The following is a 23,517-nucleotide window of genomic DNA, read 5'->3' as shown; positions in this document are numbered from 1 at the left end:
GGCCGCTCAATAAGCGATGCGAATGTCGTTGAAGTCGTGGTCGAGCTCGGTCTCCGGCGACTGGCCCTCATCGAACAACAGCCGATGAATGCGCCGCGCCGATTCCTGAAACGCCACACCACCGAGGCTTTGCAGGTTGTATTGATGGCTATGGACTTGCGCCCTCACCCGCCCCGGATGCGGCGACAGCAACAGGATGCGATTGCCAACCACCAGCGCCTCTTCAATCGAGTGGGTGACGAAGAGCAAGGTGAAGCGCACCTCTTCCCAGAGCATCAGCAACTCTTCCTGCATCTTGCGTCGGGTCAGCGCGTCCAGCGCGGCGAACGGCTCGTCCATCAGGAGGATTTTCGGTTGCATCGCCAACGCCCGGGCAATCGCCACCCGTGCTTTCATGCCGCCGGAAAGGGTGTGCGGATAGGCATCGGCAAACGCCGCCAGCCCGACCTTTTCCAGATAGTGCAGTGCACGTTCTTCTGCTTCTTTTTTCTTCAGCGTGCGCGAGGCCAGCAGTGGAAACATCACGTTCTGTTTGACGGTTTTCCACGGTGGCAGTTGATCGAATTCCTGAAACACCACGATCCGGTCCGGGCCCGGTGCATCGACGCGCTGGCCTTGCAGACGGATCTCGCCAGCGCAGGGCTGGATGAACCCGGCGACGGCTTTGAGCAAAGTCGATTTGCCGCAGCCGGAAGGGCCGAGCAGCACAAAGCGATCCTGCTGATCGACTTCAAAACTGACTTGGTGAGTCGCCCGGACGACGCGTTGCGGCGTGCGGTATTCCAGGCTGACCTGGTCGACCGCCAGCAGTGCTTGGGTGCTGGCGACCGGGTTGCTGGCCGCGTGGCCTTGCAAAGGGGCATTCATCTTGGTCAGCTCCCTTGCAGCGGTTTGGCGTCCTGGAAGAAGTAGTCCTTCCACGATTCAGGCTTGTTCTTGATCGCGCCGACGCGGTAGAGGAACTCGGCCAGTGGGTAGGTATTTTTCGGCGTGACGCTGAATTCGAACTGCGGGTTGTCGATGATTTTCAGCAAGGCGGCGCGGTCGATCTTGGCTTTGGTCACGCGGAGGTAGGTGTCGGCTGCCGCGCCTTTATCGTTCTGGGCGAATTGCGCAGCTTCGGTCAGCGCTTCGACGAAAGCTTTATAGGTTTTCGGGTTTTCGTTACGGAATTTCTCAGTGGCGAACAGCACGGTCGGCGAGTTCGGCCCGAGTAGGTCGTAGGTGTTAAGCACGACATGCACGTTCGGGTTCTCCAGCGCCTGATCCTGGAACGGAGGATTGGAGAAATGCCCGGTCAACTCGGTGCCGCCAGCGATCAGTGCAGCGGTGGCGTCCGGGTGCGGAACGGCGATGGTGTACTTGTCGAGGCGATTGAATTCCTTGTCGCCCCACTGCTTGGCCGCCGCGTATTGCAGGAAACGCGACTGCACCGAAACCCCCACCGCCGGCACCGCGATACGATCCTTCTCGGTGAAGTCAGCAATGGTTTTGACCTTCGGGTTGTTGCTCACCAAGTAGTACGGGAAGTTACCCAGCGAGGCCACGGCTTTGACGTTCTGCTTGCCGTGGGTGCGATCCCAGATGGTCAGCAATGGCCCGACGCCGGCGCCGGCAATGTCGATGGAACCGGAGAGCAACGCATCGTTGACCGCTGCGCCGCCCGACAGCTGCGTCCAGTCGACCTTGATGTCGAGGCCTTCCTGCTTGCCGTACTTCTCGATCAAACCCTGATCGCGCACCACGTTGAGCAATAAATAGACGATGCCGAACTGTTCGGCGATGCGGATTTCACCTTCGGCGTGGGCTACGGTCGGCGCTACCAGGCTGCCGGCAATCAGACTTAAACCCAGGCCGATGGCCGCGGCCAGCGGTGCAAATGGAAGACGTTTGGACATGATCGAATCTCCGGCAAATCAATAAGGCGCGTCGCCCTGAATGGTCGTGCGATACAGCTTGCGGCGCAGGTGCGCGGGGCAACCGGCGGCGAGATGGATCAGCGAGCGGTTGTCCCAGAACACCATGTCGTGGGGCTGCCATTGGTGGCGGTAGATGTTTTGCGGCAGCACGCTGTGGGCGTAGAGCTCGGCGAGCAGCTGTTTGCTCTCGTCTTCGGGCAGACCGACGATGCGCGTGGTGAAGCCTTCACTGACAAACAGCGATTTGCGGCCATTTTCCGGATGGGTGCGGGCAATCGGGTGCACCACTTCGGCGACTTGGGCGAGTTGCTCCGGCGTCAGTGTCGGGCGCCAATTGCCTTCGAATTTGGTCTCGCTGTAACGCGCGGTGTAGGAATGCGCAGCGAAGCGACCTTCGACCGCTTTGCGCAGCGCCTCGGGCAGGTTGTCCCAGGCTTTGTGCATGTCGGCGAACAGGGTGTCGCCGCCCTCGGACGGCAGTTCCTGCGCATGCAGCATCGAGCCGAGGCTCGGCAGCTCTTTATAGGAAAGATCGGAGTGCCAGAATTTACCGGCATCGCCCAGGCCGATGTTCTGGCCGTTTTCGACGATGTTGGACACGATGAGGATTTCCGGGTGATTGGCCAGCAAGAACTGCTTGAGCACGTGGATCTGCAACACACCGAAGCGGCGGCTGAAGTCGATCTGCTGTTGCGGATTGATGCGCTGGTTGCGGAACACCACGACGTGGTGATCCAGATGCGCGCGGTGGATGCGCGCGAAGTCCTGGTCGTTGACCGGGCGGGTCAGGTCGAGGCCAATGATCTCGGCGCCGACGGCACCGCTGAACGGGCGAATCTCGAAGGTTTGCGGCGCGGCGGTCGCGGCGCTTGAGGTGGCAGTAGCTGCGGACATCTTTCAATCTCCCACGCACGGCACGCTCAAAGGCGCGCGCGTCGATCAGAAACTCACGCTGGATTGCGTGTTGGTTCAGGTCGTGCGGCGCGCCGATTGGTCGGCAGGTACGCAGGTGAGTGACTTTATAGCTATAAGAATTGGAAATTAAATACCGTTAGCGAATAACTATATGGCGAATGGTAAGAAATGGACGGGATGGTGAGTGACGATTTGTGTCACTTACTGACAGGGGTGCGGTGTTTGGGATGGCGCCATCGCGAGCAGGCCCACTCCTACAGTGACCGCATTCCATCTGGAGAAATGCGATCAACTGTTGGAGTGAGCCTGCTCGCGATGAGGACAGTGAGGCCACTGAGGAATCAACGTTCGTGCAACGCCTCGGCCCGCGCGCGAATGATCGGTTTGAGCAAATAGCTCAACACCGACTTCTTGCCGGTGATGATGTCCACCGACGCGACCATCCCCGGGATGATCAACAACGGCTTCTCATCGGTGCCCAAGTGGCTGCGCTCGGTGCGCACCTTGATGATGTAGTAAGTGGTTTTCTTGTCTTCGTCGGTAATCGTGTCGGCGCCGATCTGCTCAAGCTGAGCCTTCAGCCCGCCGTAAATGGTGTAGTCATACGCGGTGAATTTCACGATCGCTTCCTGCCCCGGATGCAGGAACGCGATGTCCTGCGGGCGGATTTTGGCTTCGACCAGCAAGGTGTCATCCAGCGGGACGATTTCGACCATGTCGCTGCCCGGCTGGATCACACCGCCGATGGTGTTGACCAGCAACTTGTTGACGATGCCGCGCACCGGTGAGGTGACCAGCGTGCGGCTGACCCGGTCTTCCAGCGCCTTGCCGGTGGCCTGGGCCTTGTTCAGGTCGGTGCGGGCTTCGTTGAGCTGGGTCAGCGCTTCGCTGCGGAATTTGCCGCGAGTCTCGTCGATCTTGCGCTGCACTTCCTTGATCGCCGATTCGGCGCGGGGAATGGCCAGCGTCGTGGCGTCGAGCTGACCACGGGTTTCCACCTCGGCGCGCTTGAGGCGCAGCACTTCTACGGGGGATACCGCGCCCTGCGCCACCAGTGGCTCAGACATGTTGATTTCCTGACGCTGCAAACCAAGTTGCTGGCGGTACTGCGCCTGCTTCGAGGTGAATTCGCGCAGCTCTTGCTGGCGCTGGATCAACTGCTCCTGCAACCCGCCGATCTCGTCGTGCAATTGCTGGCGGCGGCTGATGTACAGGGATTCTTCGCTTTTGGCCTGCCCCGGCACCGCTTTGACCACGTCTTCCGGGAAATTCAGCGGACGGTCATCGACTTCGGCGCTCAGGCGCTCCACGCGCAGCAACATCGACTGTCGATCGGCTTCGGTTTCGCCGACGTTGGAAGCAAATCGCGTGTCGTCCAGACGAATCAGCGGCGCGCCAGCCTCGACGATCTGGCCTTCCTTGACGAACAGTTCGGCGACGATGCCGCCCTCAAGGTTCTGGATTTTCTGAATCTTGGACGAGGGGATTGCCTTGCCATCACCCTTGGTCACTTCGTCGATCACGGCGAAATTGGCCCAGAGCATCAGAAAGACGAAGAAGCCGATGATCGCCCAGATGGTCAGGCGAACGACGCGCGGGGCGTCTTCAATCAGCGCCTTGTTGACCTCCGGCAGCGGCTGGCCCTGCAATGAAGCGGAGCCTTTGAAGTAACGACGGATCGAATCCTTGACACCCGACTTAAGCAACACTGATCTGCCCCTTCTTCAACGCTTCCATCACGGCCGCTTTCGGGCCATCGGCGAGAATCTGTCCGCGGTCGATCACCAACAGACGATCCACCAGCGACAGCAGTGATGCCCGGTGTGTCACCAGCACCACGGTCTTGTTTTCAATCACTGCCGCGAGGCGTTGCTTGAGGCGTTCTTCACCGGTGTTGTCCATGGCGCTGGTTGGCTCGTCCATCAACAGAATCGGTGGGTTGAGCAACAATGCCCGGGCCAGGGCGACGTTCTGGCGTTGGCCGCCGGACAGGTTCTGCCCGCGCTCGCCGACTTGCAGTTCATACCCTTGCGGATGCAGACGGGCGAATTCGTGAACGCCGGCCAGTTCGGCGGCTTGCAGTACCAGCTCGTCTTCTACATAGCGCGCGCCGGAGACAAGGTTATCGCGCAGGGTGCCGGCGAGTAGCTGGATGTCCTGCGGCACGTAGCCGATGTTGTAGCGCAGTTCGCTGACGTCGATCTGGCGGATGTCCACACCGTCGACCAGCAGCGCACCGTCGTCCGGCTGATACAGGCCCACCAGCAGTTTCGCCAGCGAACTCTTGCCCGAGCCGCTGCGGCCAATGATGCCGATTTTCTCGCCGGGACGGATCACCAGATTGATGTTCTTCAGCGCCGGGTTCTGTTGTTCCGGGTAAGTGAAGCTGAGCTGGCGGCATTCGATCGCGCCCTGCAGAACCTTGCGGCTCAGTGGGCGCTCTTCGAAGTTGCGTTCTTGCGGCAGCTCCATCATCTGGTCAACCGAGGTCATGGTCACCCGCGCCTGCTGATAACGGGTCAGCAGACCGGACAGCGACGCCAGCGGGCTGAGTGCGCGACCGCTGAGCATGTAGCAAGCGATCAAACCGCCCATGCTCAGGTTGCCGGCGATGATCTGGTACACGCCGAAGACGATCATGATCACCCCGGCCAGTTGCTGGATCAGCAGGGTGATGTTCATGGCCAGACCGGAGAGCATTTTCACCCGCAGCTCGAGGCGGCTGAGGGTGCCAATGGTCTGTTCCCACTGGTACTGGCGTTCGCTCTCGGCATTGTTGACCTTGACCGCGTCGAGGCCGGCGAGGGTTTCGATCAGGCTCGACTGACGCTCGGCGCCGAGGGCCATGGTGCGTTCCATGGTGGCCACCAGCGGCTTCTGCAAGGCGTAGCCGATCAGCAACGCAATCGGGAAGGCCAACACCGGAATCCACACCAGATGCCCGCCGAGAATGGCGATGACGATGAAGATCAGGAGGGTGAACGGCAGATCAATCAGGCTGGTCAGGGTCAGCGAAGCGAGGAAGTCGCGCAGGCTCTGAAACTCATGAATGTTCTGCGCAAAGCTGCCGACCCGTGCCGGGCGGTATTTCATGGCCATGCCGACGATGCGTTCGAACAGCGTCGCCGAGATGATCAGGTCGGTTTTCTTGCCGGCCAGATCCAGGCACAGGCTGCGCAGGCTCTTGAGGATCAGGTCGAAGATGTAGGCGCCGGTGATGCCCAGCGCCAGCACCCACAGGGTCGCTTCGGCCTGGTTTGGCACGACGCGGTCGTAGACGTTCATCACGAACAGCGGCGCGGCCATGGCGATGATGTTGATCAGGAAACTGGCGGCGATCGCATCGGCGTACAGCCAGCGCGAACGCTTGAGGGTGTCGCGGAACCAAGAGCGGGCGCGCGGAATCAGCGTGCCGTGGTTGACGTCGAATTTGTGTTGCGGCTGGGCGAAGAAGACTTTGCCGGTGTAGTCATCGGCAAGCAGTTCGCGGCTGACCACCGATTCGCCGCCATCGCTTTCGCTGAGCAGCACACGAGCCTGATTTTCATCCTGCCAGCCAAGCAGCACAGCACTGCGGCCGTCCTTGAGCAGCAACAATGCGGGCATGGCGATCGCCGGAATTTCTTCCAGCTTGCGTTGCAGCACCCGACCTTGCAGGCCGGCGCGAGCCGCCGCGCGGGGCAGCAACTCGACACTCAGACGTTGTTTGGGCAGCGGCAGGCCAGTGGTCAGCATCGCCGCACTGGCGGGTTTCTGGTGCAGCATGCAAAGGGCGAGCAGACCGTCCAGTAACGGATCGTCGTGCAACGCGCGTGGATCATGACTGAGATGAACTCGACTGACTTCTGATTCCACGCTCGACACTCTTTGGCAATTGAAAAGGGATAACTCAATTCATCCCAGGCAACTGGACCTTGGGCTTCACGTCGTTCTGCACAACGGATGCCAACGGTGCGACCACTCCCTGGCTTCTGAGCAACTCGCCCATGGTCGCCTTGATTCGGTATTGAGTAAATAACTGAATGTTTTTGATTTCAGCCAGACGCCGCGAAGCGGTGAACAGCTCGTTTTCGCTGTCGAGCAAGTCGAGCAAGGTACGTTCGCCAAGGCTGAACTGACGCTGGTAAGCGGTACGCACCGAGGTGCTGTGATCGACGTATTGCTGAGCGATCGGCACTTGCGCGTTAGCGTTGTTCAGGGCGTTCCAGGCCAGGCCCAGTTCTTCATTCAACTGACGCAGGGCGTTGTTGCGGATGTCCAGCGCCTGGTTCGACAGGTACGACTTGGATTCCAGATCAGCTTTGTTGCTACCGCCCGAATACAAGTTGAAGCGCATGCGCAACATGGCCTGCCATTCGTTGCTGTGGCCGTTCTGGCCGTCGAGATCGTTGTCGGCGGTGCGGCCCAGCTCGGCGTCGAAGCGTGGGTAGAAGGTCGATTTTGCGGTTTGGTACTGCTTCTCGGCAGCGGCAATGTCCGACTCGGCCGAACGCAGGATCGGGCTGTTTTCCAGCATCTGCTGACGCGCTTCATTGAGGTTGGCCGGCATCATCGCCATGAACGGCGCCGGACGCTCCAGTTGATCAGGCATCTGGCCGACGGCGCTGAGGAAGTTGGTTTCCGAGTCGGCCAGATTGGTCTGCTCGGTGATCAGGTTGTTGCGGGCCTGAGCCATCCGCGCTTCGGCCTGATCGAGGTCGGCGCCGCTGCCCACGCCACGCTGGGTACGCAGTTGAATCTGGTCATAAATGCGCTGGTGACTTTTGAGGTTTTCTTCGGCCAGTCGCACGAATTCGCGGCGGGTCAGCACATCCAGATAAACCTGGGCGACGGTCAGCGCGGTGCGCTCGGAAGTGCCCAACAGCGAATAAGCGCGAGCGTTAACGGTGGCTTGTTGACGCCCGACTTCACTGGACGTCGCAAAACCGTCAAAGACCATTTGCGACAGACGTAAACTTGACTCGCTGCGGTTCAGGGTTTCCCAGTGGTTGCCGCCGCCGTTGGCGCGGGTGGTCACACTGTCGGTGCCTTCACGGCCATAACCGCCCAGCAGATCGACCTTGGGCAGGTATCCCCCCTTCGCTGCCTTTAATTGATAATCCGCGGCCAAACGACTGTTGACCCCTGCCTGGATTTCCGGATGGACATCCAATGCCTGTTGCATGGCTTCTGGTAAGGATTGTGCTTGTACAAAAGAGGCGGCGAGAGCGAAGGGTAGAGCCTTGAGCAATTGCGAACGCATGGTAAAGATTTCCCAGAACTACTTGTCTTGAATCACAGCTAAACGTGCTGCTGCGTCGGATGATTGGCAACCGGATTGACCGTATGTCGGAAAGTTCAAAACAGGAACTGGATCACACGCAAAAGGACAGGTCGCCGCGGAAATATCAATGTGACATTAGTGGGGCGATTGTTTAGGATGGCACCCATAAGGTCAATAGTTTGGCATAAAGTTAATCGCGAAAGAATCTAGCCAAATTATTGACGAACACATGCGTCAAAACTTGTTTAGCAAATTTTAAAAGTACGTCCAGACTGAATCGGCATCCATGCCATCAGGTCCATGGAAGTCAACTGAACGTGACACCCCGGAGAGTCTTCAATGAGCAGTGTTGTTGCCATCGTCAAAAGCATTGTCGGTCAGGTATTCGTGGTGTCCCCAGAGGGCGTACGTCGCGTACTCGTTGAAGGCGACCGCCTGTTTGTCGGCGATCAGATCGACACTGGTCTGTCCGGCGCTGTGTCGCTTGAATTGGCTGATGGCCGCACCCTGGACCTGGGTCGCGAAACACAGTGGAGCGCCAACGCGCCCGACTCCAGCACTGACCTGGCCGAAGCCACCGCGCAGGCTGCGCCGTCGGTAGAAGAACTGCAGCAAGCCATCGCTGCGGGCGTCGACCCGACCACCGCACTTGAAGCCACCGCTGCCGGCGCAACCGCCGCAGGTACTGGCGGCGCGGCGGGCGGCGGTCACAGCTTCGTGATGCTCGATGCCACGGCTGGCCGCGTTGATCCGACCATTGGCTTCCCGACTGCGGGCATCAACGCTGCAGGCCAAGCCACGCAAGACATCACCGGCGGGCAGACCACCGACACCACCACCAACGCCCTGCGTGAGTCGACCCTGAGCCTCAGTGCCACGCCGACCATCACCGAAGCCGGCGGCGTGCTGGTCTACACCGCGACCCTGACCCAGGCGCCGCTGACTGACCTGACTATCACCCTGTCCAACGGCGCGGTGATCGTGATCCCGGCCGGTTCCACCACCGGCACCGTCAACGTGCCGCTGGCACCGAACGACACGGTTTATAACGACCCGACCCAGATCGACGTGACCGTCACCGGCACCACCGGCGGCAACGGCATCACCGTAACGCCGCCGACCACTCCGGCCACGACTCAAGTCACTGACACCCTCGACACCACTACCGTTACCCTGACGGCGGGGCCGAGCGTCACCGAAGGCGGCCAGATCACCTACACCGCGACACTGACCAACCCGGCGCAAACCCCGGTGACCGTCACCCTGTCGAACGGCTCGACCATCACCATCGGCGCCGGCCAGACTACCGGCACCGTCAACGTGCCGACCCCGGCCAACGACGTCTATAACAACGGCAGCACCGTCACCACGACCATCACCGGTGCCACGGGCGGCAACTTCGAAAACCTGGTGCCGAACCCGACACCGGCGGTGACCACCATCACCGATTCGATCGATAACACCGGCCTGACCCTGACCGCCACTGGCAGCGTCGTCGAGGGCGGCCAGATCACCTATACCGCGACACTGACCAACCCGGCGCAAACCCCGGTGACCGTCACCCTGTCGAACGGTTCGACCATCACCATTGGTGCCGGCCAGACTACCGGCACCGTCAACGTGCCGACCGCGCCAAACGACGTCTACAACAATGGCGGCACCGTCAGCACGACGATTACCGGCGCCACAGGTGGCAACTTCGAAAACCTGGTGCCGAACACCACGCCAGCGACCACTACCGTTACCGATTCGATTGACACCACCAGCGTGAGCCTCACCGCCACCGGCACCGTCGTCGAAGGTGGCCAGATCACCTACACCGCGACCCTGACCAACGCTGCGCAAACCCCGGTCACCATTACCCTGTCGAACGGCTCGACGATCACCATTGAAGCTGGCAAAACCACCGGCAGCGTCAACGTGCCGACTGCGGCCAACGACGTCTACAACAATGGCAGCACCGTCAGCACCACCATCACCGGCGCTACCGGTGGCAACTTCGAAAACCTGGTGCCGAACACGACGCCAGCGACCACCACCATTACCGACTCGGTCGACACCACCAATCTGTCGCTGAGTGCCACTGGTTCGGTGGCCGAAGGTGGCTCGATTGTTTACACCGCCACCCTGACCAACGCCGCACAAACCCCGGTGACCGTGACCCTGAGCAACGGCTCGGTGATCACCATCGACGCGGGCAAGACCACGGGCACCGTCACCGTTCCGGCGCCTGCCGATGACGTCTATAAAGACGCCGGCAAAGTCGAAGTCTCCATCAAGGACGCCAGCGGCGGCAACTTCGAGAACCTGGTTCCGAGCACCACCCCAGCCGTAACCGAAGTGACCGACACCATCGATACGTCGACCGTCAAACTGAGCGCCGATACCTCGGTGGCTGAAGGCGGCACCGTCACTTACACCGCCACCGTTGGCGCGCCGGTGACTGGCTCGCCGGTTGTGGTGACGCTGGCCAATGGTCAAAGCATCACTATCGAAGTCGGTAAAACCACCGGAAGCGTGACCTTTACCGCGCCGAACGATGCACTGACCGGTAACGCACCGCTGAGCAACTCGATCACTGGCGTGACTGGCGGCAACTACGAAGATCTCGTGGCCGACAAGACCCCGGTCAGCACCACCGTCACCGATACCGTCGACACCACCAATCTGTCCCTGAGTGCCACGGGTTCCGTGGCTGAAGGCGGTTCGATCGTTTACACCGCGACGCTGACCAATCCTGCCGGTTCGCCGGTAACCGTGACCCTGAGCAACGGCTCGGTCATCACTATCGAAGCCGGCAAAACCACCGGCACCGTGACCGTTCCGGCGCCTGCCGACGACGTGTATAAAGACGCCGGCAAAGTCGAAGTGACCATCGACAAGGCCACTGGCGGCAACTTCGAGAACCTGGTTCCGAGCACCACGCCTGCCGTGACCGAAGTGACCGATACCCTCGACACTTCGACCATCAAACTGACGGCAGACACCTCGGTCGCTGAAGGCGGCACTGTTACCTACACCGCCACCGTAGGCGCGCCAGTGACCGGTTCGCCGGTTGTGGTGACCTTGGCCAACGGCCAGAACATCATCATCGAAGTGGGTAAAACCACCGGCACCGTGACCTTCACTGCGCCGAATGATGCGCTGGTTGGCCAGGCCCCGGTGACCAACGCGATCACCAACGTGACGGGCGGCAATTACGAGAATCTCGTTGCCGACAAGACGCCAGTCAGCACCACGGTGACTGACACTACCGACACCACCAACCTGTCCCTCAGTGCGACCGGCTCCGTGGCTGAAGGTGGCCAGATTACTTACACCGCGACCTTGACCAACGCCGCTGGTTCGCCAGTCACCGTGACCCTGAGCAACGGCTCGGTGATCACCATCGAGACGGGCAAAACCACCGGCACCGTGACCGTTCCGGCACCTGCCGATGACGTTTATAAAGACGCCGGCAAAGTCGAAGTCACCATCAAGGACGCCACCGGCGGCAACTTCGAGAATCTGGTGCCAAGCACTGTTCCAGCCGTGACCGAAGTCACCGACACCGTTGACACCACTAGCGTAAAACTGACCGCTACCGAGTCGGCCGCTGAAGGTGGCACCGTCACCTATACCGCCACTGTTGGCGCGCCAGTGACCGGTTCGCCAGTGACTGTCACCCTGGCCAACGGTCAGAACATCACCATCGAAGTCGGCAAAACCACAGGCACCGTCACCACCACCGCACCGAACGATGCGCTGACTGGCCACGCCCCGCTGACCAACTCGATCACCAACGTCAGCGGCGGTAACTACGAAAACCTCGTGGCCGACAAGACGCCGGTTTCGACCAACGTCACCGACACCGTCGACACCACCAATCTTTCCCTCAGCGCGACCGGTTCCGTGGCCGAGGGCGGTTCGATTGTTTACACCGCGACGCTGACCAACACCGCCGGCTCGCCGGTTACCGTGACCTTGAGCAACGGCTCGGTCATCACCATCGAAGCGGGCAAAACCACTGGCACCGTAACCGTTCCGGCGCCTGCCGATGACGTCTACAAAGACGCCGGCAAAGTCGAAGTGACCATCAAGGACGCCACGGGCGGCAACTTCGAGAACCTGGTGCCGAGCACCGTTCCGGCCGTTACTGACGTCACAGACACCATCGACACCTCGACGGTGAAACTGAGCGCCACCGAAACTGCCGCTGAAGGTGGCACCGTCACCTACACCGCTACTGTTGGCGCGCCGGTGACCGGTTCGCCTGTCGTGGTAACCCTGGCCAACGGCCAGAACATCACCATCGAAGTGGGTAAAACCACTGGCACCGTCACCACCACTGCACCGAACGACGTATTGGCCGGTCATGCACCGCTGACCAACTCGATCACCAACGTCAGCGGCGGCAACTACGAAAACCTCGTGGCCGACAAAACCCCGGTCAGCACCACCGTCACCGACACCGTCGACACCACCACCGTTTCGCTGACCGCCACCGGCAACGTCAACGAAGGCGGGCAGATCGTCTACACCGCTACGCTGACCAACCCGGCCGGCACCCCGGTGACCGTGACCCTGAGCAACGGCTCGACCATCACCATCGAAGCTGGCAAGACCACCGGCACCGTAACCGTTCCGGCGCCAGCCGATGACGTCTACAAAGACGCCGGCAAAGTCGAAGTGACGATCAAAGAGACCACGGGCGGCAATTTCGAAAACCTGGTGGCCAATCCGACGCCAGCGGTGACCAACGTCGCCGACACCGTCAATACCACTCACTTGACCCTCAGCGCCGAGAGCTATGTGCTCGAAGGCACGTCGATCACCTACACCGCGACCCTGACCAACGCCGCGCAAACCCCGGTGACCGTCAACCTGAGCAACGGCCAGACCATCACGATCGAGGCCGGTAAAACCACCGGCTCGGTGACCATCGCGGCGCCGAGCGATGACGTCTACAAAGACGTCAGCAAGCTCACCGTGACCATGACCGATGCCACTGGCGGCAACTTCGAGAAGCTCGACGTCAGCAAGACCCCGGTCAGCACCACCGTCAATGACACCGTCGACAAGACCACCCTGACCCTGAGCGCCAGCGACACTGTCAGCGAAGGTGGCCAGATCACCTACACCGCGACCCTGAGCAATCCGGCCGGCACCGCCATGACCGTGACCCTGGCCAACGGCGCGGTGATCAACATCGCTGCCGGCGCCACGACCGGTTCGGTGAACTTCGCAGCGCCAGCGAACACCCCGTACATCGACGGCAGCAAGGTGCAGACCGCAATTGCCAGCCACAGCGGCGGCAACTTCGAGCAGGTCGATGCCAACCGTTCGGCGGTGGTCACCACCGTCACCGACACGGTCGACACCACCAATATCAGCCTGAGCGCCACCAATTCGGTCGCCGAGGGCGGCTCGATCGTCTACACCGCGACCCTGACCAATGCCGCCGGCACGGCCATGACCGTGACCCTGAGCAACGGTGCGGTGATCAACATCGCCAAGGGCGCGACCACCGGCACCGCGACCGTCGCAGCCCCGGCCGATGACGTGTACAAGGACGCCGGCAAAGTCGACGCCAGCATTACCAAGACGACCGGTGGCAATTTCGAGAACCTGGTGGTCGACAAGACCCCGGCGGTCACCAATGTCACCGACACCATCGATAACAGCACCGTCTCGCTGACTGCCACTGCCAGCACCGTTGAAGGTGGCGTGGTGGTTTACACCGCATCCGTGACAGCACCGGTCACCGGCTCGCCGGTTGTCGTGACCCTGTCCAACGGCCAGACCATCACCATTCCAGTCGGCGCCAGCAGCGGCAGCGTCAACTTCACCGCACCGAACGATGCACTGGCCGGCGGCAACACACTGAGCGTGAAGATCGACGGTACCAGCGGCGGCAATTATGAAAACCTCGTGGCCGACAAGACCCCGGCTGTGACTTCGGTGACCGACACAGTCGACACCACCAACCTGTCGCTGAGTGCGACCGGCTCCGTGACCGAGGGCGGTGCGATTGTTTACACCGCGACGCTGACCAACCCCGCCGGCACGCCGGTAACCGTGACGCTTTCGAACGGCGCCGTGATCACCATCGAAGCAGGCAAAACCACCGGCACCGTGACCGTTGCTGCTCCAGCCGATGACGTCTACAAAGACGCCGGCAAAGTCGAGGCAACCATTTCGACCGCTACCGGTGGCAACTTCGAGAACCTGGTGCCGAGCACAGTTCCGGCTGTCACCAACGTTACCGACACCATCGACACCTCGACCGTCAAACTGACTGCGACCGAGTCTGCTGCTGAAGGTGGCACCGTCACTTACACCGCGACTGTCGGTGCGCCAGTCACCGGTTCGCCGGTGGTCGTGACCCTGGCCAACGGTCAGAACATCACCATCGAGGTCGGCAAAACCACGGGCACCGTGACCACCACCGCGCCAAACGATGCGTTGACCGGTCATGCGCCGATTACCAACTCGATCACCGACGTCAGCGGCGGCAACTACGAAAACCTCGTGGCCGACAAAACCCCGGTCAGCACCACCGTGACCGATACCACCGACACCACCAACCTGTCGCTCAGCGCCACCGGTTCGGTGAACGAAGGTGGCCAGATCACTTACACCGCGACCCTGACCAACGCTGCCGGCACGCCAGTGACCGTGACGTTGAGCAACGGCGCCGTGATCACCATCGAGGCCGGCAAAACCACTGGCACCGTGACCGTCCCGGCTCCGGCTGACGACGTGTACAAAGACGCGGGCAAAGTTGAAGCGACCATTTCCACCGCCACCGGTGGCAACTTTGAAAATCTGGTGCCGAGCACTGTGCCGGCGGTGACCACCGTCAATGACACCATCGACACCTCTACCGTCTCGCTGACCGCCACCGCGAACGTCGCCGAAGGCGAAACCGTGGTCTACACCGCGACCGTGACCGCACCGGTGACCGGCTCACCAGTTGTGGTGACCCTGTCCAACGGCCAGACCATCACCATCGCCGTCGGCGAAACCACCGGCACCGTAAACTTCGTCGCGCCGAACAGCCCATTGGCGGGCGGCAGCTCCCTGAGCGTGACCATCGACGGCGCCACCGGCGGCAACTACGAAAAACTGGCGGTCGACAGCAAGTCCGCCGACACCGCGGTTTCGGACACTACCGACACCACCAACCTGAACCTGACCGCGACCGATTCGGTTGCGGAAGGCGGCTCGATCGTTTACACCGCAACGCTGACCAACGCGGCCGGCACGCCGGTCACCGTGACCTTGTCGAACGGCGCTGTCATCACCATCGACGCCGGTAAAACCACCGGCACCGTGACTGTTCCGGCTCCGGCTGATGACGTCTACAAAGATGCGGGCAAAGTCGAAGCGACTATTTCGAGCGCTACTGGCGGCAACTTCGAAAATCTGGTGCCGAGCACCGTTCCGGCTGTCACCAACGTTACCGATACCATCGACACCACCACCGTCAAACTGACCGCAACCGAGTCTGCGGCTGAAGGTGGCGCAGTCACTTATACCGCCACCGTAGGTGCGCCAGTGACTGGCTCGCCTGTGGTCGTAACGCTGGCCAACGGACAGAACATCACCATCGAAGTGGGCAAAACCACCGGCACTGTGACCTTCACCGCACCGAACGACGCGTTGGCCGGTCATGCGCCGATTACCAACTCGATCACCGCCGTGACCGGCGGCAACTACGAGAGTCTTGTTGCCGACAAGGCCCCGGTTTCGACCACCGTTACTGACACCGTCGACACCACCAATCTGTCTTTGAGCGCCACCGGTTCTGTGGCCGAGGGCGGTTCGATTGTTTACACCGCCACCCTGACCAACGCCGCTGGCTCGCCAGTGACGGTCACGCTGTCGAACGGTGCTGTGATCACCATCGAGGCTGGTAAAACCACTGGCACCGTAACCGTCCCGGCTCCGGCTGATGACGTCTACAAAGACGCCGGTACCGTTCAGGCAACCATCACCACCGCCACTGGCGGCAACTTCGAAAACCTGGTGCCGAGCACTGTGCCGGCCGTGACCGAAGTGACCGACACCATCGATACGTCGACGGTCAAACTGACTGCCGATACCTCCGTGGCTGAAGGTGGCACTGTCACTTACACCGCCACTGTCGGTGCGCCGGTGACTGGCTCGCCTGTCGTGGTGACTCTGGCTAACGGCCAAAACATCACCATCGAAGTCGGCAAAACCACCGGCACTGTGACCTTCACTGCGCCGAACGATGCGTTGACGGGTCAAGCGCCACTCAGCAACTCGATCACCGGCGTGACTGGCGGTAACTACGAAAACCTCGTGGCCGATAAAACGCCAGTCAGCACTACCGTGACCGACACCGTCGACACCACTAACCTGTCGCTCAGCGCTACCAACTCGGTTGCTGAAGGCGGCTCGATCGTTTACACCGCCACGCTGACCAACGCCGCTGGCTCGCCAGTGACCGTGACCCTGAGCAACGGCTCGGTCATCACTATCGAGGCAGGTAAAACCACCGGCACAGTGACCGTCCCTGCACCTACCGATGACGTCTACAAAGACGCCGGTACCGTACAGGCAACCATCACCAACGCCACCGGTGGCAACTTCGAAAATCTGGTGCCGAGCACGGTTCCAGCGGTGACCAACGTCTCCGACACCATCGACACCACCACGGTCAAACTGACCGCGACCGAGTCGGCGGCTGAGGGCGGCAACGTCGTCTACACCGCCACCGTCGGCGCGCCAGTGACCGGCTCGCCTGTCGTCGTGACCTTGGCCAATGGTCAGCAGATCACCATCGAAGTGGGCAAAACCACCGGCACTGTGACCTTCACTGCGCCGAACGATGCACTGACGGGTCATGCGCCGCTGACCAACGCGATCACCGGTGTAACCGGCGGTAATTATGAAAGTCTGGTGGCCGACAAGACCCCGGTTTCGACCACCGTCACCGACACCGTCGACACTACCAACCTGTCGCTGTCGGCGACCGGTTCCGTGGCCGAGGGTGGTTCGATCGTTTACACCGCGACGCTGACCAACGCTGCCGGTTCGCCAGTGACTGTCACCTTGTCCAATGGCGCCGTGATCACCATCGATGCCGGCAAGACCACTGGCACCGTCACCGTTCCAGCACCTACCGATGACGTCTACAAAGACGCCGGTACCGTACAGGCAACCATCACCAACGCCACCGGTGGCAACTTCGAGAATCTGGTGCCAAGTACTGTGCCGGCCGTGACCAACGTCTCCGACACCATCGACACCACCACGGTCAAACTGACCGCGACCGAGTCGGCGGCTGAGGGCGGCAACGTCGTCTACACCGCCACCGTCGGCGCGCCAGTGACCGGCTCGCCTGTCGTCGTGACCTTGGCCAATGGTCAGCAGATCACCATCGAAGTGGGCAAAACCACCGGCACTGTGACCTTCACTGCGCCGAACGATGTATTGACCGGCCATGCACCGCTGACCAACGCGATCACCGGTGTAACCGGCGGTAATTATGAAAGTCTGGTGGCCGACAAGACCCCGGTTTCGACCACCGTCACCGATACCGTCGACACCACCAACCTGTCGCTGTCGGCGACCGGTTCCGTGGCCGAGGGTGGCTCGATCGTTTACACCGCGACGCTGACCAACGCTGCCGGTTCGCCAGTGACTGTCACCTTGTCCAATGGCGCCGTGATCACCATCGATGCCGGCAAGACCACTGGCACCGTCACCGTTCCAGCGCCTGCCGATGACGTGTACAAAGACGCGGGCAAAGTCGAAGCAACCATTTCCACCGCTACCGGTGGCAACTTTGAAAATCTGGTGCCGAGCACTGTGCCGGCCGTGACCAATGTCACCGACACTATCGACACCACGACTGTGAAGCTGACGGCGACTGAGTCGGCGGCTGAGGGCGGCGCTGTCACTTACACTGCCTCTGTCGGCGCGCCGGTGACTGGCTCGCCGGTTGTGGTAACGCTAGCCAACGGTCAGAGCATCACCATCGAAGTGGGTAAAACCACGGGGACCGTGACCTTCACTGCGCCGAACGATGCATTGACCGGCCATGCACCGATTACCAACTCGATTACCGGTGTGACTGGCGGCAACTACGAAAGCCTTGTAGCGGACAAAACCCCGGTCAGCACCACCGTGACCGACACTGTCGACACCACTAACCTGTCGCTGAGCGCTACCAACTCGGTGGCTGAAGGCGGCTCGATCGTTTACACCGCCACGCTGACCAATGCCGCTGGCTCGCCAGTGACCGTGACCCTGAGCAACGGCTCGGTCATCACTATCGAGGCAGGTAAAACCACCGGCACAGTGACCGTCCCTGCACCTACCGATGACGTCTACAAAGACGCCGGTACCGTACAGGCAACCATCACCAACGCCACCGGTGGCAACTTCGAAAATCTGGTGCCGAGCACGGTTCCAGCGGTGACCAACGTCTCCGACACCATCGACACCACCACCGTGAAACTGAGCGCAACGGGCACAGCGGCTGAAGGCGGCAACGTCGTTTACACCGCAACCGTCGGCGCGCCAGTGACGGGTTCGCCGGTTGTCGTGACTCTGGCCAATGGTCAGCAGATCACTATCGACATCGGCAAAACCACCGGCACCGTCACCACCACTGCGCCGAACGATGCGTTGACCGGTCATGCACCACTGACCAACGCGATCACCAACGTGACGGGTGGCAACTACGAAAACCTCGTAGCGGACAAAACCCCGGTCAGCACCAACGTCACTGACACCGTCGACACCACCAACCTGTCGCTCAGCGCGACCGGTTCTGTGGCCGAGGGTGGCTCGATCGTCTACACCGCAACCCTGACCAACGCCGCTGGCTCGCCAGTGACCGTGACCCTGAGCAACGGTGCTGTCATCACCATCGACGCCGGTAAAACCACTGGCACCGTGACTGTTCCGGCTCCGACTGACGACGTCTACAAAGACGCCGGCACCGTGCAGGCGACGATCAGCAACGCGACGGGTGGTAACTTCGAAAACCTGGTGCCAAGCACGACGCCGGCCGTGACCAGCGTTACCGACACCATCGACACCACCTCGGTAAAACTGAGCGCAACCGCTACAGCGGCTGAAGGCGGCAACGTCGTCTACACCGCAACCGTCGGCGCGCCAGTGACGGGTTCGCCGGTTGTCGTGACTCTGGCCAATGGTCAGCAGATCACTATCGACATCGGCAAAACCACCGGCACCGTCACCACCACTGCGCCGAACGATGCGTTGACCGGTCATGCACCACTGACCAACTCGATCACCAACGTGACGGGTGGCAATTACGAAAACCTCGTAGCGGACAAAACCCCGGTCAGCACCAACGTCACTGACACCGTCGACACCACCAACCTGTCGCTCAGCGCGACCGGTTCTGTGGCCGAGGGTGGCCAGATCACCTACACCGCGACCCTGAGCAACGCCGCCGGCTCACCGGTGACCGTGACCCTGAGCAACGGCTCGGTGATCACCATCGAAGCGGGTAAAACCACCGGAACCGTGACCGTCCCGGCTCCGGCTGACGACGTCTACAAAGACGCCGGCACCGTGCAGGCGACCATCACCGGTACCAGCGGCGGCGGCTTTGAAAACCTGGTAACCAGCAATACGCCAGCCGTGACCAGCGTCACCGACACCGTCGACACCACCACGGTCAGCATCACCGGCAGCACTTCGGTGACCGAAGGCCAGACCGCCAGCTACACCGTCAGCCTGAACCACCCGGCGCAAACCGAGGTGACCCTGAAAATCGTCTACAGCGGCACCGCTGCCGACGGTTCGGACTTCACGGGCGTATACACCGTGAAAATCCCGGCGGGCGCCAGCAGCGCGCAGTTCAACGTCGCCACCCTCGATGACAAGATCACCGAAGGCACCGAGAACTTCGTGGTCAAGATCGACTCGGCCACCGGTGGCAACTTCGAGAACCTCGCAGTCAGCAGCACCAATGGCAGCGTCAGCACCTCGATCATCGACAACGATGCACCGCCGGTTCTCGATCTGGACGCCAACAACTCCAGCGGTGCGACCGGTGCCGACTACAAGGTGACCTTCACCGAAAACACCCCGGGTGCCGGTGTGTCGATTGCCGACACCGACATCAGGATCACCGACCCGGACAGCACCATGCTGACCGGCGCGACCGTAGTGCTGACCAACCGTCAGGACGGCGATGCGTTGAACCTGGGCAACAGCGTCAACGGCATCACCATCAATGCCAACAGCACCAACGGCACCGTGACGCTAACCCTGTCGGGCAACGCGACGCTGGCCGACTACATGCAGGCCATCAAGAACATCAGCTTCACCAACAGCAGTGAAGACCCAAGCACCGTGCCGCGGATCATCACCGTGACCGTGACCGATGGCGGCAACTACTCCAACACCGCGACCACCACGGTCAACGTGGTGGCGGTCAACGACGCGCCAGTCGCAGCGCCAGTCAACGTCACCGGTAGCGAAGACACCCCGCTGATCCTCGGCTGGTCGACCTTCGGTGTGACCGATGTCGACAGCCCGGCCAGCAGCCTCGGGGTGAAAATCACCCAGCTGCCGGGTGAAGGCAAACTGCAGTACCTGGACGGTTCGACCTGGAAAGACGTCGCCACCAACCAGACCTTCAGCAAGGCTGATATCGACGCCGGCAAACTGCGCTTCATGCCGGATGCCAACGAGTCGGGCGTCAACGGTTACGGCGGCACCGGCCTGGGCAACAACCAGGCCGATTACGCACAGATCAAGTTCCAGCCAACCGACGGTCAACTGCTGGGCAGCACTGGCACCGTGAAGATCGACATCACGCCAGTGGCGGATGCCCCGACCGTGAGCGTGGCTGACAACAGCGTGAAGTCCACCGGACTGGTCAAGGAAGTCTGGACCGGTCTGTCGGGTCTGGGCACCAACGGCAACGGCGCGGATTCGACCACTCTGAAAAACGTCATCGACGGCGCCGGCACACCGAACTCCAGCACCAACGTGAACAATGTGCAGTCCGACGGCAGCGTGACCGCCGGCACCGCCTCGAAAACGTCGGGCCTGATCTACCTGGAAGCCGGCAAAACCTACACCTTCAGCGGTGTCGCCGATGACAGTCTGTTGATCACCATCGGCGGCAAGAGCGTGGCGTCGGGTACCTGGGGCGCGGGCGGTGCAATCAATGGTTCGTTCACCCCGACCACCAGCGGCTACTACACCCTGGACATCTACCACCACAACCAGAGTGGCCCGGGCAGCTACGACGTCAACCTTTCGGTCAACGGCAGCACGCCGGTCGACCTGAGCAGCGCCGGCGTGCCGATCTACACCGGCGTGACCGATCTGGTGAATGCCGGCGTGACCGTCTCCGACCTGCACGGCACCAACGGCGAAGGCTATTACGACGGCTACAAGCTCAACACTGGCGCCGAAGGCACCACGGTGAAACTGTCGGCAGTCTCCACTGCGCTGACCGACACCGATGGTTCGGAAACCCTGAGCGTGAAGATCAGCGGCGCGCCGGTCGGCTCGGTGCTGAGCGACGGCGCAGGCCACAGCTTCACCGTCACCGCGAGCAATGGCGAAGCCAACGTCACCGGCTGGAACCTCGGCAGCCTGACCGTGACCCCGCCGACCTACTACAACGGCCAGTTCAACCTGACCGTGACCTCGACGTCTACCGAAGCCGTGGGCGGTTCGGCGAGCAGCACCGCGACCATTCCGGTCACTGTGGTGCCAGCGGTCTACACCGCGTCGGTCGCCACCTCCGGTGATGACACGTTCAACGGTACCGACGGCAACGACATCATGGTCGCTGACATCGGCGGCCTGACCGTGGTGCCGGGCACCAACTACAACATCGCGTTCATGGTCGACAGCTCCGGCAGCATGAGCGCCTCGTCGCTCAACGCCGCGAAGGACTCGCTGACCTCGGTGTTCAACACCCTCAAGCAGAGCCTGGGTGGCAGCAACTCGGGCACGGTGAACATCTTCCTGGTGGACTTCGATACCCAGGTCAAACAGTCGGTGTCGGTGAACCTCAACGACCCGAACGCCCTGACCAAACTCAAGGCAGTGCTGGACTCGATGACGTCCGGCGGCGGCACCAACTACGAGGACGTGTTCAAAACCACGGCCAACTTCTTCCAAAGCGCCGAAGCGGTAGCCAACACCGGCGCGAAGAACCTGACGTACTTCATCACCGATGGCCAGCCGACCTACTACCAGACCGGCGAATCGACCAACCCGTACCTGTACGGCAACAAAACCCTCGATAGTCTGATCACCACCACCAACTATAAGTTGGGGACAGCCGTCAGCCTGAATCCGGACAGCTCGCACCAGATCGATATCAGCGCCAACGGCTCTGTGACGGTCTGGACCAAATCGGGCGGTAGCTGGTCGTACCAGAACTTCGGCACGCTGCACGCCCAGGGCGACGGCACCTACGAGTTCTCCGGCCTGGCGGGCAGCGGTAACAGCACCGATTACTACACCACCGCCAACTCCAACAGCAGCTTCTCTTTGCTCAGTGGCCTGTCCAACGTCGAAGCCATCGGCCTCAACAGCGGTGTCAGCCTCAATGACCTGAAACCGTACGACTCGGACAAGACGCCGCAGACCAACATCGATCCGAAGGATCTGGCCAACTCGATCATCGGCCACACCGAAGCGACGATGCCGGGCAACGACACCGTCAGCGGTGGTGATGGCAACGACATCCTGTTCGGCGACCTGGTGAGCTTCAACGGCATTGCCGGTGAGGGTTATCAGGCGATGCAGGCGTTCGTGGCCAAGGAAACCGGCGTCGACGTCAGCAAAGTCACCACCAGCAATGTGCACCAGTACGTCACCGAGCACTATCAGGCGTTCGATGTGTCCGGCGCACATGACGGTAACGACACGCTGTTGGGCGGCGCGGGCAATGACATCCTGTTCGGCTCGGGCGGCAATGACCTGCTCGATGGCGGCAAAGGCAATGACATCCTGCTCGGCGGCACCGGCAACGACACGCTGATTGGCGGTCAGGGCAACGACATCCTGATCGGTGGTTCGGGTGCCGACACCTTCGTCTGGAAATCAGGCGATACCGGCACTGACGTGATCAAGGACTTCAATGCCAGCCAGGGTGATCGTATCGACCTGCGTGATCTGTTGCAGGGCGAGACCGGCAGCACCATCGACAACTTCCTGAAGATCAGCACGGTCGACGGCGTGTCGTCGCTGCAAGTCAGCTCGGGCGGCAAGTTCAACTCGGGCGATGCTGCCGCCGCGACACCGGACGTGACGATCAAACTGGAAGGCAACAACTGGTCGAGCGCCAACATCCACAACCTGATTGCCGGCAGCGACCCGACCATCAAGGTCGACCACAACAACAGCTGATCCGTGAACAACGGCCGCCCTTATGGGGCGGCCGTCACGTTTACG

Annotated in this window: 7 protein-coding genes; 1 reads left to right on the top strand and 6 read right to left on the bottom strand. The window is 61.3% G+C overall.

Features of this window, described 5'->3' with window-relative positions:
- Positions 1-6: 6 nt before the first annotated feature.
- The 6 genes from PSH79_RS00735 to PSH79_RS00710 form a co-directional block, all read right to left on the bottom strand.
- The gene (locus PSH79_RS00735) at positions 7-867 is read right to left on the bottom strand and encodes an ABC transporter ATP-binding protein (RefSeq protein ID WP_305440754.1); all 861 of its coding nucleotides are present in this window, start codon (positions 865-867) and stop codon (positions 7-9) included.
- Positions 868-872: 5 nt separating this feature from the next.
- Entirely contained in the window at positions 873-1,898 is a 1,026-nt protein-coding gene (locus PSH79_RS00730; RefSeq protein WP_305440753.1) for an ABC transporter substrate-binding protein, read from the bottom strand.
- Between the two features lie 18 nt (positions 1,899-1,916).
- Positions 1,917-2,813 (bottom strand): TauD/TfdA family dioxygenase, encoded by an 897-nt coding sequence (locus tag PSH79_RS00725; RefSeq protein ID WP_305440752.1) that lies wholly within the window; start codon positions 2,811-2,813, stop codon positions 1,917-1,919.
- 362 nt (positions 2,814-3,175) lie between these two features.
- Positions 3,176-4,543, bottom strand: a complete 1,368-nt coding sequence (locus PSH79_RS00720; RefSeq protein WP_305440751.1) for an HlyD family type I secretion periplasmic adaptor subunit — start codon at positions 4,541-4,543, stop codon at positions 3,176-3,178.
- Entirely contained in the window at positions 4,533-6,689 is a 2,157-nt protein-coding gene (locus tag PSH79_RS00715; protein WP_305440750.1) for a type I secretion system permease/ATPase, read from the bottom strand. Before PSH79_RS00715 ends, PSH79_RS00720 begins: the two co-directional genes overlap by 11 nt.
- Before the next feature lie 34 nt (positions 6,690-6,723).
- The gene (locus PSH79_RS00710) at positions 6,724-8,076 is read right to left on the bottom strand and encodes a TolC family outer membrane protein (protein WP_305440749.1); all 1,353 of its coding nucleotides are present in this window, start codon (positions 8,074-8,076) and stop codon (positions 6,724-6,726) included.
- A gap of 360 nt (positions 8,077-8,436) precedes the next feature.
- Here PSH79_RS00710 and PSH79_RS00705 point away from each other — a divergent pair, with 360 nt between their 5' ends.
- On the top strand, positions 8,437-23,472 hold the full coding sequence (locus PSH79_RS00705; protein WP_305440748.1) for a retention module-containing protein: 15,036 nt from the start codon (positions 8,437-8,439) through the stop codon (positions 23,470-23,472).
- Positions 23,473-23,517 lie beyond the last annotated feature (45 nt).

It is taken from the genome of Pseudomonas sp. FP2196 (genome assembly GCF_030687715.1).
GTDB lineage: Bacteria > Pseudomonadota > Gammaproteobacteria > Pseudomonadales > Pseudomonadaceae > Aquipseudomonas.
This window is presented reverse-complemented; position numbering and strand designations above follow the sequence as displayed.